Below are 17,927 nucleotides of genomic sequence, written 5' to 3' on the forward strand. Positions count from 1 at the left end.
TGACACTCCTTATTGTTCTTTGATACTGTCCAGTCCTATTTTAACCAGTTCCAGCATTCTTTTCCACTCTTTTTTCAGATACAGGTATCCAAGAAGTGCTTCAAATCCGGTTGCACGTCTGTAGTCCGTGATCGACTGGTTTTTTGCCGGTGATACGCTTTTAGCATTACGCCCTCTTTTATAGATTGCATGCTCTTCTTCTGTCAGGTGTTCCTGCATCGTGCGCATCATCTTTGACTGTGCAGATGCCTGTACATACGAACTTGTCTTCTGATGAAGCTTTTGTACCTGACGGTTTCCCTCGTTGATCACCAAGGACTTGATGATCAGATCATAAATGCAGTCTCCGATATATGCCAAAGTAAGAGGTGAATATTCTTTGATATCCACCTCTTTCATCTGGAAAATCTCCTGCATATAAGTGTCAAATTTCCACTCTACGCTCTTTTCCATTGTACTCCTTCTCTGGTATCTTTTAAGATGATACCTTTCTCTAACAGTTCATCACGGATTGCATCTGCTCTTGCAAAGTCTTTTGCTTTACGTGCTGCCTGACGCTCTTCGATCAGTTTTTCAATTTCTTCATCAAGAATGTCTTCTTTCTTATCAACGATCAGTCCCAGAACGCCTGTAAGTTTTACGAGAAGATCGAATAATTTCTGAAGATATTCTTTTGAGCTTTCTTCGTTCACGGTTGTATTTGTGAATTTTACAAGGTCGAAGATGGCTGCAACTGCATCTGCTGTATTAAAGTCATCATCCATCGCTTTTTCAAATCCATCTACAAACTCTGCTGTCTTGGCAAAATTTTCTGTTTCAGCTTCTGTGATTGCTTCTGCCTTTGCATTTCCCATAAGGAATTTCAGGTTATCTGCTGCATTCACGATACGCTCCAGACCATTCTTTGATGCTTCCATCAGATCTGCGCTGAAATTCAGCGGACTTCTGTAGTGTGCGCTCAGCATGAAGAAACGAAGCACCTGAAGGTCATACTGTTCACTGATCTCACGTACTGTACGGAAGTTTCCAAGTGATTTACTCATTTTACGGTTATCAATGTTCAGGAATGCATTGTGCATCCAGTATTTTGCGAATTCTTTTCCATTGGCAGCTTCACTCTGTGCGATCTCATTTTCATGATGTGGAAATACAAGGTCTTCTCCTCCGGCATGAATGTCGATCTGTTCTCCGAGGTATTTTTTAGACATCTCAGAACACTCGATGTGCCATCCCGGACGCCCCTCGCTCCATGGTGATTCCCATGCAGGTTCTCCCTCTTTCTTTGGTTTCCAGAGTACAAAGTCCAGTGGATCTTCTTTTTCATCTTCTCCGGATACCAGAAGAGAACGCTCTCCGGAACGCAGATCATCCAGGTTCTTATGGGAAAGCTTTCCGTAATCTTTGAACTTTCTGGTGCTGTAATATACGGTACCATTCTTTTCATACGCGTATCCTTTATCGATCAATGTCTGGATCATGTCTACCATACCGCAGATTTCTTCTGTTGCAAGTGGATTCTTTGTGGCCGGCTTAATGTTCATGCCATCCATATCTTTCTTGCATTCTGCAATGTAACGTTTGGAAATCTCATCTGCTGTCACGCCTTCTTCGATGGCTTTTTTGATGATCTTATCGTCTACATCAGTGAAGTTCGATACGTAATTCACATCATATCCTTTGTATTCAAAGTATCTTCTGACTGTATCAAAGACGATCATCGGTCTTGCATTTCCAATATGGATGAAGTTATATACGGTTGGTCCGCATACATACATCTTTACCTTTCCTTCTTCCAAAGGTACGAATTCTTCTTTTTTCTTTGTCATTGTATTAAAAATCTTCATTTTCTAATATATCCTCCTCTTTTTCTTCTGGTATCGGATTATTCTTCAGGCACTGCATACGTTTTTCCATCTCCTGGATCTGTCTGTGCATTCTTAAGTTATCTGCCTGCAGTTCTCTGATATCATTTGAGATTGGGTCTGGCAAATGTACCTGATCCATATCAAGTCTTGGCATCTTCTCGTCATTCATCTTGACTATTCTGCCCGGCACTCCGACTACGGTACAGTTCGGCGGCACTTCTTTTAACACTACGGATCCCGCGCCAATCTTGGAATTTTCCCCGATTGTAAATGAACCCAGGACTTTCGCACCTGCACTGACCATGACGTTATCTTTTAACGTCGGATGTCTTTTTCCCTGTTCTTTTCCGGTTCCTCCAAGTGTCACACCCTGATACAGGGTAATATTATCTCCCAGTTCAGCGGTCTCACCTATAATAACCCCGCTTCCATGGTCAATAAATAATCCTTTTCCTATCGTTGCCCCCGGATGAATCTCTATTCCGGTTTTCCTTACTGCTCTCTGAGATACCCAGCGGGCCAGAAAGTAATGCTTTTTCAGGTACAGCTTATGTGCAATCCTGTAATGCAGGATTGCTTTAAAACTCGAATACAGGAACACCTCCATATTCGATTTGATCGCCGGGTCTCTTTCCCTGATTACTTGAATTTCCTCGTTGACATAAGATATTATGCCCATCTATGATCTCTCCTTTTTTATAAGTTTCCACCGTAGAACAAAAATGTACCTCTGAACTGCCGAAAGCTTTCTCTATATACGCTTTTCTTATATCTCCTGGCAGTTCCTTAACAATGCATAGTAACAAAAAACTTCGTCTCTCGCATATGCAAGAGACGAAGTATATCCGCGGTTCCACTCTTTTAAAAAATGTATCGTTTCCATTGCATATGTCTAATCCAGATCTTTTTATCTATGATTTTTCTATGATGATTTTTGTCTGTGATTTTCCATCATGCTTCTGATACATCTTTCCCTTAATACACGTAACGTGTGTAATCCGTATCCGGCTATGATGCATGCTTCATCTTTTTCACCAGATCAACTCCCGGACGCACTTCACAAAACGCTTTGTCCAAGACTGCTTTCAGCCGGTGACAGTCTCTCTCTTTCGACCAGTTATGCTTTGCTACTCTTTCCGTTCAAAGTCTTTCTCATATAGATTATATATTATGCGATATCCTCTTTTTTGTCAACAATTTTCCACCGAATCTCTGCTTTAAACAGATCCGCCTCTGTCTCGATCCAGAACTTACCTTTTTGAATCTCTGTAAAGCTTTTTACAATTGCAAGTCCTAGTCCCGAACCTTCGGTATTTCTCGACAGATCACCCCTTACAAACCGCTCCGTAATCTCTTCCGGGTTAAAATTAAGCTCCGTTGCCGATACATTCTTCATCTGCACAACTGCTTCATCGCCTTCTACTGCAATTCTTACATATACCCTTGTATGAGGCATCGAATACTTTGCAGCATTTCCAATCAGATTCTCAAAGATACGATAGGTTTTCTGTCCATCCAGTGCCACGATCACTTTTTCTTCCGGTATATCCATCTTGAATTCCAGATTCGCCTCCTGAATCTTCTCATCCATTTCTAATTTTACCTGTTTGAACAGATTTACAATATCAATATCCGCAATATTCAGCGTTACCGTATTACTGCTTGCCTTACTGATCTCAAACAGATCCTCAATCAATGCTTTCAGCCGCAGCGACTTCCGGTCAAGTACATCGATATATTCCTTCTGCCGTTCCGGGTCTTTTTCGATTTTCAACAGATTCACATATGTAATGATCGCCGTCAGAGGTGTCTTCAGGTCGTGCGATACATTTGTAATCAGTTCTGTCTTCATGTGCTGGCTCTTTACTTCTTCGTCTACTGCCTTTTTGAAGCCCTTCTGGATCTTCGCCATCTCTTCTTTAAATGGTTCAAACACGCCTAGATTTTCTTCAATCTCTACATCCAGGTTCCCATTAGCAAACTCATTGGTAGCCTGCAGCAGATAGTTATATTTTTTCTTCAGATCATCAAAATATTTTTTCAACACAAAGAACAGAATAACCGAATATACAATCATTGCCATAACACCATATACCCAAAGGCTTGTAACTGCCAGTATAATAAAATTAATGACAACAATTCTTAAAATTGCCCTGCTGGATTTATCCGTAAAATCAATATTGGTCAGTCCATGATATATTTTACGAAGTCCGGCTCTGATCTTATCTTTCAGATAGCACAATGCCGGTTTTATATATTTCCATGATGCAACGATCAATGACCGTTCTTTTACATATCTCTTAAGCCCCATCCGGAATACCTGTCCAATCGAAGCCGCCGCCCAGTATGTGATTGCAAATACACATAGCCAGATTAAAATGTCGTAAAACTGCACCAGCCCCTTTGTCCGTGTAACGATCCAGTTCAGCCGGTTATCCATAACCACCAGCATCATATCCACAATCACAAGAACGATCTCCACCGGCTGGCTGAAAATCTTCATCTTGTCAATTCCCAGCGATTCTATCTGTACAAATATCCATGCACAGACACATACGACTGCCATACTGATCAGCATCATATACCATGCATCATTCGGTGCCTCGTCACCGTACCAGTACCATTGATTCAGATATTGCTCGATATTCTTCCTTGTCATTCCATAGATATATGTACGTTCCTTTGGTGTCTTAACACTTCCATAAGTATCATCCATCATGGAATCATCCCAGTTGTCAATCAAAGCTCTGAGTGCAATACTCTGCGCTGCTTTTTCATCCCCCTTTATAATCTTGACATCCGCTTTCCCGCGTTCATCATATGTAATTGCCATGCCAAATGCATAATTTTCAAATTTGTCATCCGTCAGACCCTTTCCTGCATTCGCCGTACTTCTTCCTATCACTTTTCCCGAAGCATCTTCAATCCGGTAATCCAGATACGGGTACAATGCCTCATAGTCATCCATCCAGACTTCTGCATCTTCTTCCAGATCCTCTTTTGACATCTTTGGTTCACCTGTTTTTTCTGAGATTTCCTGATTATACAGAATATAACTGGTTTCCAGAAAACTTCCAAGAAAGTTCTGATCCGAAAGCGAAGTTTTATACGTCTTTTTTGCTTCATTAACGGCTTTGTCATAGATCATCTTGTAATTTCCAAGAATTACAAGCGTCGGAATAATGATCGCTGCAATCGTCAGAATGATTCCAAGTTTATGCCTGTTTTTCGATTTTGTATCCAACGCCCCACACCACCTTCAAATATTTTGGTTCTTTTGGATTCACTTCTATCTTTTCCCTGATGTTCCGCACATGAACCATAATCGTATCAGTATTCACCGCGCGTTCATTCCAGACACGTTCATAGATCTCATCCGCCGAAAACACCCTGCCCGGATTCTTCATCAGCAACAGTAATATCTTATACTCGATCGGTGTCACCTTCACCGGTTCGCCGTCAACGCTGACTTCTACATTGTCTTCATTGATCTCTAGTCCGCCGATTGTATGTATCCTTGCATTTTCCTCCTGGCCACCAAGCTTTTTCATAAACCTGCGGTAACGTCTGAGCTGCGAATTCACTCTTGCCAGAAGTTCCATTGGTGTAAATGGCTTTGTCACATAATCATCTGCTCCGATATTCAGTCCCAGTATCTTATCCACTTCTTCGGATTTTGCTGACAGGAAGATCACCGGAAAATCATATTTTTCTCTTAGTTTTGCAACCATTGAGATTCCATCCATTCTTGGCATCATGATATCTACGATCGCCAGATGGATTTCTTCTTTTTCAATCACTTCCAGACCTTCCACTCCGTCTGCCGCCTGGTACACTTCATATCCCTGGCTTTTCAGGTATATCTCTACACCTTCCCTGATTTCCTTATCGTCTTCTACAATCAGTACGTGATTCATCTCCGTCTTATTCATAATTCTCCTCTTTCTCGTTTCCCGTTGTTTCATTTTTATAGTCTTAATCTTATCTGCAAATTCTTAAGGAAGGCTACAGTAAAATCTAAAGAAAAACGAAAGAGTTGTCACTACTGTTCCCGTTTAGTGCCAGCAATAACAACTCTCCTTTCTTCTTATACCGTTTCATTCAGATAGATTTCAGATAATGGAATAATCTTGTCCAGCTCTTCTTTCATACGCTCTGACATCGTAACATCTGGTCTCTCCATAAGTTCTTCTGCCGTTATTTTGCCAAATACAAATTCTCCAAGTACTGCAACCGGAATGATTCCTTCGCTGTTTTCCGGCTTTCCATCCATCAACATCAATCCGGAAAATTCGGTTCCTGTGATCATAAGGCACCGGTTATTTTCCTCTATCAACGGATCTGTAACCTCAAAACACGTTCCCATAAATGTCTTTAAACGCAGTGACATCAGCATTCTTCTTACGTCTATTACACGGATCATAATCTTTGGTTTCCCACCATCCACTTCTTCTGTCTCTGCAGCTATCTTTATATCTACGATCTGTCCGTCTTTGCGGTAAACCTTAAGTCTCCCACCATCACTTGCATATTCCTTTATAAGACGTTTATAATATGCCGCATCCCGGAATGCATATACCTGCTTCGTCTCTGCAAGTTTTCTGCCCATATAAGATGCCATATCCTCTGCATCGTCCTGCGTTCCATCGGTAACTACAATACCGTTTTCCACAGCATCTTCCTGATCATAATACGGTCTTTCCTGCTCCCATACCGTCCGGAAATCAAATGGCAGATAGATACTCTCCGATGCCGGCATCAAAAAAGTAAATGTCTCTCCTGCCAGGTACATATCGTGCAGCGACTGTTTCAGAAGCGCCGCCATATAGCCACGCTTACGATAGCTTTCCTGCGTTGCAACGGCTACGATATAGTTCACCTCTTTTTTACTTCCATTTACCACAAGTTCATATGGATTCAGATGAAGCATCGCCCTGATGCCGCCATCTTCTTCCACTGTGTAGATCTGATTGTCTTTTACCTTTTCTTCATAATAGTAATCTACGAAGCTTTTACTGTCTTCAGAAAACACTTCTTCATATAATGCTCTTGTGTTCTGTCTTTCTTCTGCTTCCAGTTTTTTTATTTCCATTTTGTGTATCTCTCCTAATTCACTTTTCAGAGTGCCTCTGAGCTTGCAGAAAGCTTTTTTCAGACACACTCCAGGGGTTGAGCCATTTTTCCGCCTTTATTCTTCATTTGAAAACGCTTTCATACAGCCTCCACATCCTGCGCATCCGCCTTCTGATGGTCCGACTCTGTAGCTGTAATTTGCAATGGTATCCAGGCTTGCAATCGCCTGGGATGAAATTCCTTCTCCTGTTCCTGTAAATCCAAGTCCTTCTTCTGTCGTTGCCTTGATATTCACCTGATCAATATCAATGTGAAGTGCCTCTGCGACATTGGCACGCATCTGTTCGATATGTGGAGCCATCTTTGGTCTCTGCGCAATGATCGTGGCATCAATGTTACCAATTACATAGAGTTTTTCATCGATCAGCTTTCCTACATGCTCTAAAAGCCTGATACTGGATGCTCCTTTGTACGCAGGATCTGTATCTGGGAAATGTTTTCCGATATCTCCCAGTGCCGCTGCTCCAAGCAGTGCATCCATAATCGCATGTAACAGTACATCCGCATCAGAATGACCAAGCAGACCTTTTTCATAAGGGATTTTTACTCCTCCCAGGATCAGATCCCGTCCTTCGGTTAATTTGTGCACATCATATCCCATACCTACACGCATATGTGTTCCTCCTGTTTCTTTGTTTTCCGAATATTCCGCCCGCCGGCAATATATCTATTATTCATTTTCTTTTTTAATTTCATCGGTTTCTTCTGATACTGCAGCTTTTTCTTCTACTGCAGCTTCTTCTGTTGCTTCTTCTCCTGCTGCCTCCTCTGTCTCTGTCTGGCCGTCTTCATCCTCATCTTTATTCAGCTGCCCCATCACGCTGTCGTCTTCATATTCTTTCTTCACAAGCTTGGTTCCAGATCTCACAAGCCAGATCAGACCGATAATGATAAATACGATTCCCGCTGCCACATACAATATGTAATTCTCCGGCTGTTCTTTAATCGAACTGATCAGAAGTTTTCCTCCCAGATATGTGATATAGCCGCCCGCTAATATACGGATCAGCAAACTACTTCTTGGTACCATATTATGTTTCCTCCTGTTTCTTAACATACGTTATCGATTAGGATCAAAAGATATTTTGTTCCTGACCTGATGCCATAGATTGCTCTGTACCTTCACTGACATCATATGTAATGTATTATAGACGATTTCACTTTTCTTGTATACTTTACCATGAAAGATTTCATGATGTTTTTATAACTTGGAATGCAAAATACCCCTTAAGCAGTTTGGGATTTTTCTCTCCTGCCTAAGGGGTATCATATTATTTTTCACTATGTAAACATTTATATTTAAAATAAAAATAGCGGGAACTGGATTTGAACCAGCGACACCACGGGTATGAACCGTGTGCTCTAGCCAACTGAGCTATCCCGCCATAATCAGTAGCGGGAACTGGATTTGAACCAGCGACACCACGGGTATGAACCGTGTGCTCTAGCCAACTGAGCTATCCCGCCACAATCAAATTTTGAAAATGTATGGGACCAATAGGGCTCGAACCTATGACCCTCTGCTTGTAAGGCAGATGCTCTCCCAGCTGAGCTATGATCCCATATCTTTTGTCGTCTCTCTCGAACCGACTTCGTAAGTATATCATTGGTTCAGAGTAAAGTCAACACCTTTTTTACATTTTTTTGAAACTTTTTCAATAATTCCTCAAAAAGCGCCAATTTACAGTGTTTTAATTACGTAGATGTCAGAAAAAGCCAGCCATCCAATCTGCATTTTAGTTCTGGATAGCCGGCTTTTATTTATTGACCCTGCATCAAAAAAATATTTGATTAAACTTTCCTGTAGGACTTACTTTATATACCTTTTCATTCATGCTTTTCGCTATGTTTATTGCATCTGCTTCTTTTTCAAATGATAGAATCTCATATAAGCCAGTTTTCTTTTTCTCATTTGAAAACAGGAAATATTTATCATAATTATGTTTTAATTTATATGGAGCAATCTTATCATAACTGTCAGCATTTTTTTCAAGTACTGTCTTCAGCACCTCTCCCAGAATAGTTCTCATACTCTCCCCTTTTAAAACATAATAGTTTACTTTAGGATCAATAGAAGAAATTAACTCTTTATCAATCTCAGCACCATCTACCGTACTTTTTAATGTATTTATTTCTTTTTCAATTTCTTTCTTTTCAAACTGCTTTCTGTAATATTGCTTTGCCCCAAGCGGCGAACCAATAATCGAAGACAGTAAACCTTTTACAATATTATTCATATTGATTCTCTCCTTTCTTCTGAAGGCAAGTAATATACTATCAATATTACACTTGCATTGCTACCTAAAAGTTACTATCTCATTTAATAATGTTCTCGACAAAACAGATGCATTTTCTCCATCATCATTATTTAATGTAACTTGATTCGTTTGTTTATTATTATCAGATGATGTTGTTGAGTCTACATCAAACACAATTACTCTAATTTTTGCTGTAGTTAATTTTCCCGTTGAAGTATTTAATGTGCATAATGATGTATTTGTCGAACCAACTGATGGAAGTCCACAATAATTTGAAACTTTAATACTTGTAATGCTAGAAAGACTATATTTTCCATTACTATTATTTACCTTGTAATTAACAGTTGCAGTTAATGGTACACTATTTGCTACTCCGCTTAATGTTACGCTTTTGCTACTCGTTGCTGCATATGAATCGACTCCCATCAAAAAAGTGATACACGACAGCATTATAAAAAATGCACTTACTTTATGCAACAATTTTTTTGTCGTTTTTTTCATTGTTGGCCTCCTTTCAAAAATTCTGATAAATGTACGCTTTATAAACCCTATTGTTTATAAATGCAAGTATTTTTTAACACCACTTTACCACTAAAAATTACACATGCTTCTTTTTATAACATTTAAAAACATATCACCAGAAACCGTGAACTTATACTCTCAAAGTTTTTATTACTAAACTAATAGTAATCAATTTATTAACAGATCTGTCATTTTTAAAGTTGTAAACTGGTGTTTTCGCTTATATTATATCTGTTTTTTTTAATTATTGTCAATATTTTATCAGAGAATTGTCGCTATATTTTATTTTTGTCAGATTTTTATGTTATAACGCAAGTATATTCAATCAGTATATTTTTCCAAAAAGAAAAGCCCCGCACAAACACACAAGGCTTGCGGGGCTTTTTTATAAATCTTAAACGATTCCCTGAGCTGTCATAGCATCTACAACTTTTTCAAATCCTGCAATGTTAGCTCCGGCAACATAGTTACCTTCCATTCCGTAACGTTTTGCAGCATCGTCCATGTTGTGGCAGATGTTTACCATGATGTTCTTAAGTTTTGCATCTACTTCTTCGAATGTCCAGCTAAGTCTCTCGCTATTCTGTGACATTTCAAGTGCAGATGTAGCAACACCACCAGCGTTTGCAGCTTTACCAGGTGCAAAGATTACACCGTTCTCCTGCAGATACTGTGTTGCTTCTAATGTAGTAGGCATGTTAGCACCTTCGCATACAGCTACGCATCCGTTCGCTACTAACTGTTTTGCATCTTCAAGGTGAAGTTCATTCTGTGTAGCACATGGAAGAGCAAGGTCAACTTTTACAGACCATACACCACGTCCTTCATGATATTCTGAATTTGGACGGTAGTTCTTGTACTCTGTCAGTCTTGCACGTTTTACTTCTTTGATTTCTTTTAATGCTGCAACATCGATTCCGTCTGGATCGTATACCCATCCTGTAGAATCACTTGCTGTTACAACTTTTGCTCCAAGCTGCTGAGCTTTCTGGATTGCATAGATTGCAACGTTACCAGCTCCGGAAACTGCTACTGTCATTCCTTTGATGTCTTTTCCGTTAATCTTTAATAATTCCTCTGTTAAGTAAAGAAGACCATATCCTGTAGCTTCTGTTCTTGCTAAAGATCCGCCGTAGCTTAATCCTTTTCCTGTCAGAACACCTTCATACAGGCCTCTGATTCTCTTATACTGACCAAACATGTAACCGATCTCTCTTGCACCTGTTCCGATGTCACCAGCAGGAACATCTGTGTCAGCTCCGATATATTTGCAAAGTTCTGTCATAAAGCTCTGGCAGAATGCCATTACTTCTCTGTCTGATTTTCCCTTAGGATCGAAATCAGAACCACCTTTACCTCCACCGATTGGAAGTCCTGTCAGTGAGTTCTTGAAAATCTGCTCAAATCCAAGGAATTTGATGATACCAAGGTTTACAGATGGATGAAGACGTAATCCTCCTTTGTATGGTCCGATTGCGCTGTTAAACTGTACACGGTATCCTGTGTTAACCTGAACCTGTCCTTTATCATCTACCCATGGAACGCGGAATTTGATCTGTCTTTCAGGTTCAACAAGTCTTTCAAGCAGAGCGTCTTTTCTGAATTTTTCCTCGTTTGCCTCTACTACTACTCTTAATGACTCTAATACTTCTTTTACTGCCTGGTGGAATTCTGGCTCTGCAGGGTTCTTTGCAACTACCTTCTCCAGTACTTCATCAACATATGACATAGCTTTCTACCTCCTACTATTCGTATCCTTGCTTTACTTTAAGGGTCTGCCACCGGCAGTTCCCTACGGATGCTTATGCACCTCAAATACATCTTTTTTAACGCTTTTGACAACTTAAGAATGCAAAAGAATGTGCCGCCGGCAGCTTCTCCTACATACTCTGGAATCAAAAAACCGGGTAGACAAATCTCCCGGTTTTTCTCCGACCCCTTTGTCCTTTACTATTGTAAAGCAAACCAGTGGATCTGGCAAGATATTTTTTACAGTTTTTTGTATTTTTTGCAACTTTTTACAAAACCCTTGCAGATTTTGCAAGGGTTTTGTAGTTTTTTGCATTTTTTATACATTTTTATGAAACAGAACGCACTCTAAATTGCATTTGCACAGAGAACTTGTCCCTGGCAGATTCTTCCGAACATATAACGATTCAAAAGCACACTTTATTTGAAGTATTTTACTCCTGATTCAAAGATCTTCAGATCCTGTTCTCCGTAGATGTTCATTGCTACGCTTCTGTTACGTCTTTCTGAGTGAGCCATCTTACCAAGCACACGTCCGTCCGGACTTGTAATACCTTCGATTGCACAGTAAGAACCGTTGACATTCCACTCTTCATTCATCGTGATATTTCCTTCCGGATCACAATACTGTGTTGCAACCTGTCCATTTGCAAATAATTTATCGAGCCACTCTTTGCTTGCAACAAATCTTCCTTCTCCGTGAGATGCAGGGTTGGTATATACACCGCCAAGTTTGGCTTCTGCAAGCCATGGAGATTTATTTGTTACAACTTTTGTATAGACCATCTTGGAAATGTGACGGCCAATGGTATTGTATGTAAGGGTTGGTGAATCCGGTTTCTGTCCTGTAATCTCACCGTTTGGTACCAGTCCGAGTTTGATCAGTGCCTGGAAGCCGTTACAGATACCAAGTGCCAGTCCATCACGCTCATTCAATAATTTTTCCACTGCTTCTTTCATCTTTGCATTCTGGAACGCAGTTGCGAAGAATTTTGCAGATCCGTCCGGCTCATCACCAGCACTGAATCCACCTGGGAACATAATGATCTGAGACTGCTCAATTGCTTTTTCAAATGTTTCCACAGAATCAACGATATCTGTTGCACTCATATTTCTGAATACTTTTGTGATTACCTTTGCACCTGCTCTTTCGAATGCTTTTGCACTGTCATATTCACAGTTTGTTCCCGGCATTACAGGGATGAATACTGTCGGCTGTGCAATCTTGTGGCTACAGATGTAGATGTCGGATGTGTCGTATAAGCCAGTCTCTACTTTTTCATCCTGTCCTTCTGCTCCTGAGTTTGTAGGGAATACCTTTTCCAGTGTTTCTTCCCATGCTGCTTCTGCCTCGTCTAATGCAATCTTCACGTCTTTGTATTCAATTGCTTTACTGTCTGTCACTTCACCGATTACAGTATATGTGATGCCAAGCTCTGATACTTTATCAGCAGGTACTTCTGCGATGATATCTCCAAATGCTGGTGCGAACAGATCTCTTGCATCTACATTATGCTCAATTTTAACACCCATGCCATTACCGAATGCCATCTTGCTGACACCAGCTGCAACACCATGTCTGTCCAGCGCATAAGCAGCTACGATCTTGCCATCATGGATATCTTTTGTAAATTTACCATACTGATCCATAACCTTTTCGTATACCGGGATGTCATACTCATTTGTCTCAATACGAAGCCATACCAGCTTATTTCCTGCTTTTTTAAGTTCCGGTGTAATAATATCTTTTTCTGTTGCCACATCAACTGCAAATGATACCAGTGTCGGAGGAACGTCGATATCTTCGAATGTTCCTGACATACTGTCTTTTCCACCGATGGATGGAAGCCCGTATCCAAGCTGTGCATCATAAGCACCAAGAAGTGCTGCAAATGGCTGGCTCCATCTGTGTGGATCTTCTGTCATACGGCGGAAGTATTCCTGGAAGGTAAAGCGGATCTTGCTGTAATCTCCACCTGCTGCAACAATCTTTGCGATAGATTCTGTCACTGCATAGATTGCTCCGTGATATGGACTCCATGTTGACAGGTATGGATCAAATCCATAGCTCATCATAGTAACTGTATCACAGTCGCCTGTTAAGACAGGAAGTTTTGCAACCATTGCCTGTGTCTCTGTCTTCTGATATTTTCCACCATGTGGCATGAATACAGAAGAAGCTCCGATGGATCCGTCGAACATCTCGACCAGACCTTTCTGTGAGCATACGTTCAGGTCTTTTAACATATCCAGCCATTTTTCTCTTACGTCTGTTACTTCTTCTCTTACAAGAATGCTGTCTTTTCTATTTGGAATATCAACTGCTACTGTCGTCTCCTGATGTGCTCCGTTGGTATCAAGGAATGCACGGGAAAGATTAACAATCTCTTTTCCTCTCCATGAAAGCACCAGTCTTGGATCTTCTGTTACAACAGCAACCTTTGTTGCCTCCAGGTTCTCTTCTGCTGCATATCCCATGAACTCGTCTACATCTTTTGGATCTACTACAACTGCCATACGTTCCTGGGATTCAGAAATAGCGATTTCTGTTCCGTCAAGTCCGGCATATTTTTTCGGTACTTTATCAAGATCGATCTGAAGACCGTCTGCAAGTTCTCCGATTGCTACAGATACTCCGCCTGCACCAAAGTCGTTACATTTCTTGATCAGCTTGCTGACTTCTTCTCTTCTGAATAATCTCTGGATCTTTCTTTCTGTCGGCGGATTACCTTTCTGTACTTCTGCTCCACATGTCTCGATAGACTCTTCTGTATGAACCTTGGAAGATCCTGTTGCTCCACCACATCCGTCACGTCCGGTACGTCCGCCAAGAAGGATGATGATATCTCCCGGATCAGATGTCTCTCTGATAACAGCGCGTCTTGGTGCTGCTCCGAGCACTGCTCCGATCTCCATACGTTTTGCAACGTAGTTTGGATGATAGATTTCTTTTACAGCTCCTGTTGCCAGACCAATCTGGTTACCATATGAGCTGTATCCATGCGCAGCTTCTCTTACCAGTTTCTTCTGTGGAAGTTTTCCTTTCATGGTGTCTTTTACAGATACGGTAGGATCTGCTGCACCTGTAACACGCATTGCCTGATATACATAAGTACGTCCTGACAATGGGTCACGGATTGCTCCTCCAAGGCAGGTAGCAGCTCCACCAAATGGTTCGATCTCTGTCGGGTGGTTGTGTGTTTCGTTCTTAAAGTTTACAAGCCACTCTTCTTCCACACCATCTACTTTGATCGGAACTACAATACTACATGCATTAATTTCATCGGATTCTTCCTGATCCTGTAATTTTCCTTCACGTTTTAATTTTCTCATAGCCATCAGCGCAAGATCCATCAGGCATACGAATTTGTCTTCTCTTCCTTTGAAAATCTCGCTGTGGTCGCTGATATACTGTTTGTATGTCTCTTCCATCGGCTCTCTATAATCACCATCGCCGAAGGACACATCTGTAAGTTCTGTTGAGAATGTTGTATGACGGCAGTGATCTGACCAGTATGTATCCAGAACACGGATCTCTGTCATAGATGGATCTCTGTCTTCTTCTGCGTTAAAATAATTCTGGATATGCTGGAAATCTTTGAATGTCATAGCAAGTCCGAGAGAATCGTATAATTCTTTCAGTTTACTTTCTTCCATATCTTTAAATCCATCAAAAATCTTAACATCTGCAGGCTCATCAAATTTTGTAACCAGTGTCTCCGGTTTTTCGCCCTGTGCTTCTCTTGAGTCAACCGGGTTAATGCAGTGGCTCTTGATTGCTTCGAATTCTTCTTCTGACAATGTACCATTTTCACCATGGATCACGTAAGTAGTTGCTGTACGGATCACCGGCAGTTCATCTTCTTTAATAAACTGAATACACTGAACTGCAGAATCTGCTCTCTGGTCAAACTGTCCCGGAAGGAATTCTACCGAGAATACTTTACTTCCTTCTTCTATATCAAATGTTTCTTTATATAATGTATCTACCGGTGGTTCAGAAAAGATGCCATTACATGCTTTTTCAAATGTCTCATCTGATACATTTTCCACATCATAACGGATCAGAACCCGGACGCTGTCCACATCTTTGATTCCGAGATAGCTACGGATCTCGTGACGGAGCTCCTTTGCCTGAACATCAAAACCTGGTTTTTTCTCCACGTACACTCTTTTTACATTGCTCATAAGTAATCCTCCATAAATGAATTTTTACACATTTTCTATTGTTAGTATAACATAACAACCATTGTTTAATACAATTAATATATCTTAACACTTTTATAATCTGCGCTTATTAATCTTTTATAATGAATCCTCATCTGCAGTCTATTCCGAATCCAGTACGCATTTATGATCTAACCTGTGTTTTACTGCCATATTTTTTATAAGAAAGAATATCACCCATACATCTATCAACACGATGCCAAATACTTCCGCAACCCGTATGACCATATCCGAAAAGAAACCTTCCGGCAGCATCCGGATCATATAATCCGTTGCCGGATCAAACATCCAAAAAATATTTGTAAAAAAGATTTTATGAAATATGGTAAAGCATGTTGTAAAATCCACATAGAATGCGATTCCAAGCAACACACATACAAAAATCCATGCTGCAATTGCCATCGTATAACTTTTTAAAAATAACCGTTTCCAGTCTTCTTCTTTCCTTTTCATAATCCCAAGGATTACTACAGCTGCAATTATACACACAACCCCGACTTTTATTCCTCCAAGGAAAAGATTCCTTACATCTGCCATATGAAGCCGGTCTCTTTCATTGAAGAAGTCCTTATCTGTTCCATCAATCTGTGTGATAACTGATAATTTATCCTCTTTGCCGATCAGATAGCTCATCATATGATCTGTTACATACATGACCTGATCGATTGTCATATCCAGATCTTTTGTCACTTCATATTTCTGATATTCTTTTTTATAAAATGTATACTTGCTGTCTCCGTATACTGCGATCCATATACTAAAGATCAAAGCCGCAAGAATCCCGCACATCATTGCTCCAACAGACACTGCTGTCTTTAATTTTTTCAAGTTTTTCCTCCGTTCTGTCAAAGACGGGCTTTTTATCAGCGTCTTTCCCATCCTTTTATTCTTATTAATAATTCTATATCATGTAAACTATGAAAATAAATACCTTTCGATTTTCTTCATTATATCACTTATTGTTGCTGTCCGCATCATACGGAATTTTCAGGTTGTAATTTTCTTTCATTTCACTTATAATACAGTTAAGATTCATTAGGAGGACTTATCATGGATATTAACTATGAGTTATATAAAGTATTTTATTACGTTGCTTCTACTTTAAGTTTTTCAGAAGCTTCCAAGCAGCTGTTCATTTCACAGTCTGCTGTCAGCCAGTCGATTAAGGCTCTGGAGAAAAAACTGGACCAGACATTATTCATCCGAAGCACCAAAAAAGTACGACTCACAACGGAAGGTGAAATTCTTCTCCGCCATATTGAACCGGCCATCAGCCTCATCAAGCGCGGCGAGAACCAGCTTCTTGATGTCGGTGCCCGCGGCGGACAGCTTCACATCGGTGCAAGTGATACGATCTGCCGTTATTTCCTGGTTCCTTATCTTGAACGTTTCCACAGAGATTTTCCGGGCGCCCATATCAAAGTAACCAACGCAACCTCTATCCGTTGTGTTGAACTTCTGGAAACCGGGCAGGTAGACCTGATCGTTGTCAATGCTCCAAACGCCTACCTTGGAAATGTACCAAATGTGAAAAAGATCAAAGATTTCCAGGATGTATTTATCGCAAATGAGGCATTTAGCGAATTGAAGGGAAAGACACTTTCGTTCAAAGAATTACTGGACTACCCGATTCTTATGCTCGACCGCAAGAGTACAACCAGCGAATATCTGCACAATCTTTTTCTCCAGCATCAGCTTGACCTGGTTCCGGAGATTGAACTTAGCAGTAACGATCTGCTGATCGATCTTGCACGTATCGGACTTGGCATCGCATTTATTCCGGACTTCTGTCTGACACAGGAATCATCCGATTCTCTTTTTAAAGTCGAGACGACAGAAAAGCTGCCATCACGAGAACTAGTTATTGCGCATAATGAAAAGGTGCCGGTTTCTAAGGCTGCGCAGGAGTTCTTATCTTACTTTTAAATTGCTGTTTAATACATTACTTTGGGTTGGATTCCCGGTCCTTGCGTATGCCTTGGTATAAGAACTGGTCCGCGACTCCATGAGGCAAGAAGTAGTAAGAGAGCCTGAATTCCCTAAAAACAACAGAAAGCAAACCCAAACTCGACGTTCGTCTCAAACAGTGGATTTGCTTTCTGTTAACGGGAATCCAGACTCTCTAACTACTTCTAAGCCTCATTCCGAATGCTACCCAGCCCTTATACCAAGG

Annotated in this window: 14 protein-coding genes, 3 tRNA genes and 1 other annotated feature; of the genes, 1 reads left to right on the plus strand and 16 read right to left on the minus strand. The window is 40.6% G+C overall.

What is annotated here, in order from left to right:
- Window positions 1–9: 9 nt before the first annotated feature.
- From ACWJAF_RS11895 to ACWJAF_RS11970, 16 genes are all read right to left on the minus strand, one after another.
- Window positions 10–453, minus strand: a complete 444-nt coding sequence (locus tag ACWJAF_RS11895) for a Mini-ribonuclease 3 (protein ID WP_448864179.1) — start codon at window positions 451–453, stop codon at window positions 10–12.
- Window positions 438–1,844 carry a cysteine--tRNA ligase gene (gene cysS / locus ACWJAF_RS11900; RefSeq protein WP_448864181.1) on the minus strand — a complete coding sequence of 469 codons (1,407 nt, stop codon included), beginning with the start codon at window positions 1,842–1,844 and terminating at the stop codon, window positions 438–440. The genes ACWJAF_RS11895 and cysS overlap by 16 nt, the downstream gene beginning before the upstream one ends.
- Window positions 1,831–2,544 (minus strand): serine O-acetyltransferase EpsC, encoded by a 714-nt coding sequence (gene epsC, locus ACWJAF_RS11905; protein WP_448864182.1) that lies wholly within the window; start codon window positions 2,542–2,544, stop codon window positions 1,831–1,833. Before epsC ends, cysS begins: the two co-directional genes overlap by 14 nt.
- A 148-nt stretch (window positions 2,545–2,692) precedes the next feature.
- Window positions 2,693–3,018: a binding site (T-box leader), on the minus strand.
- A 15-nt stretch (window positions 3,019–3,033) separates the two neighbouring features.
- Window positions 3,034–5,109, minus strand: a complete 2,076-nt coding sequence (locus ACWJAF_RS11910; RefSeq protein WP_448864184.1) for a sensor histidine kinase — start codon at window positions 5,107–5,109, stop codon at window positions 3,034–3,036.
- The gene (locus tag ACWJAF_RS11915; RefSeq protein WP_448864186.1) at window positions 5,081–5,830 is read right to left on the minus strand and encodes a response regulator transcription factor; all 750 of its coding nucleotides are present in this window, start codon (window positions 5,828–5,830) and stop codon (window positions 5,081–5,083) included. The genes ACWJAF_RS11910 and ACWJAF_RS11915 overlap by 29 nt, the downstream gene beginning before the upstream one ends.
- 122 nt (window positions 5,831–5,952) lie before the next feature.
- On the minus strand, window positions 5,953–6,957 hold the full coding sequence (locus ACWJAF_RS11920; RefSeq protein ID WP_448864188.1) for a GNAT family N-acetyltransferase: 1,005 nt from the start codon (window positions 6,955–6,957) through the stop codon (window positions 5,953–5,955).
- A gap of 96 nt (window positions 6,958–7,053) precedes the next feature.
- Window positions 7,054–7,611, minus strand: coding sequence for a 2-C-methyl-D-erythritol 2,4-cyclodiphosphate synthase (ispF, locus tag ACWJAF_RS11925; RefSeq protein ID WP_296033946.1), 558 nt, complete (start codon window positions 7,609–7,611; stop codon window positions 7,054–7,056).
- 57 nt (window positions 7,612–7,668) lie between these two features.
- Entirely contained in the window at window positions 7,669–8,028 is a 360-nt protein-coding gene (locus ACWJAF_RS11930; RefSeq protein ID WP_296092942.1) for a hypothetical protein, read from the minus strand.
- Window positions 8,029–8,309: 281 nt separating this feature from the next.
- A tRNA-Met gene (locus tag ACWJAF_RS11935) sits at window positions 8,310–8,383 on the minus strand.
- Between the two features lie 8 nt (window positions 8,384–8,391).
- A tRNA-Met gene (locus tag ACWJAF_RS11940) sits at window positions 8,392–8,465 on the minus strand.
- 22 nt (window positions 8,466–8,487) lie between these two features.
- A tRNA-Val gene (locus ACWJAF_RS11945) sits at window positions 8,488–8,560 on the minus strand.
- A 213-nt stretch (window positions 8,561–8,773) separates the two neighbouring features.
- The gene (locus ACWJAF_RS11950) at window positions 8,774–9,235 is read right to left on the minus strand and encodes a hypothetical protein (RefSeq protein WP_448864189.1); all 462 of its coding nucleotides are present in this window, start codon (window positions 9,233–9,235) and stop codon (window positions 8,774–8,776) included.
- Window positions 9,236–9,295: 60 nt separating this feature from the next.
- Window positions 9,296–9,757: a hypothetical protein gene (locus ACWJAF_RS11955; RefSeq protein ID WP_448864190.1), complete on the minus strand. Its 462-nt coding sequence runs from the start codon at window positions 9,755–9,757 to the stop codon at window positions 9,296–9,298.
- Window positions 9,758–10,172: 415 nt separating this feature from the next.
- A complete protein-coding gene (gdhA, locus tag ACWJAF_RS11960; RefSeq protein WP_006427973.1) occupies window positions 10,173–11,507 on the minus strand; it encodes an NADP-specific glutamate dehydrogenase in 1,335 nt (444 codons plus the stop codon).
- Between the two features lie 440 nt (window positions 11,508–11,947).
- Entirely contained in the window at window positions 11,948–15,715 is a 3,768-nt protein-coding gene (locus ACWJAF_RS11965) for a phosphoribosylformylglycinamidine synthase (protein ID WP_448864191.1), read from the minus strand.
- Between the two features lie 141 nt (window positions 15,716–15,856).
- The gene (locus ACWJAF_RS11970; RefSeq protein ID WP_296092947.1) at window positions 15,857–16,582 is read right to left on the minus strand and encodes a TIGR01906 family membrane protein; all 726 of its coding nucleotides are present in this window, start codon (window positions 16,580–16,582) and stop codon (window positions 15,857–15,859) included.
- 222 nt (window positions 16,583–16,804) lie between these two features.
- On the opposite strand from ACWJAF_RS11970, the gene ACWJAF_RS11975 reads away from it, so the two are divergent.
- The gene (locus ACWJAF_RS11975; protein WP_296032486.1) at window positions 16,805–17,680 is read left to right on the plus strand and encodes a LysR family transcriptional regulator; all 876 of its coding nucleotides are present in this window, start codon (window positions 16,805–16,807) and stop codon (window positions 17,678–17,680) included.
- The last annotated feature ends 247 nt before the right edge of the window (window positions 17,681–17,927 follow it).

The sequence above is a fragment of the Dorea sp. genome, assembly GCF_977044405.1.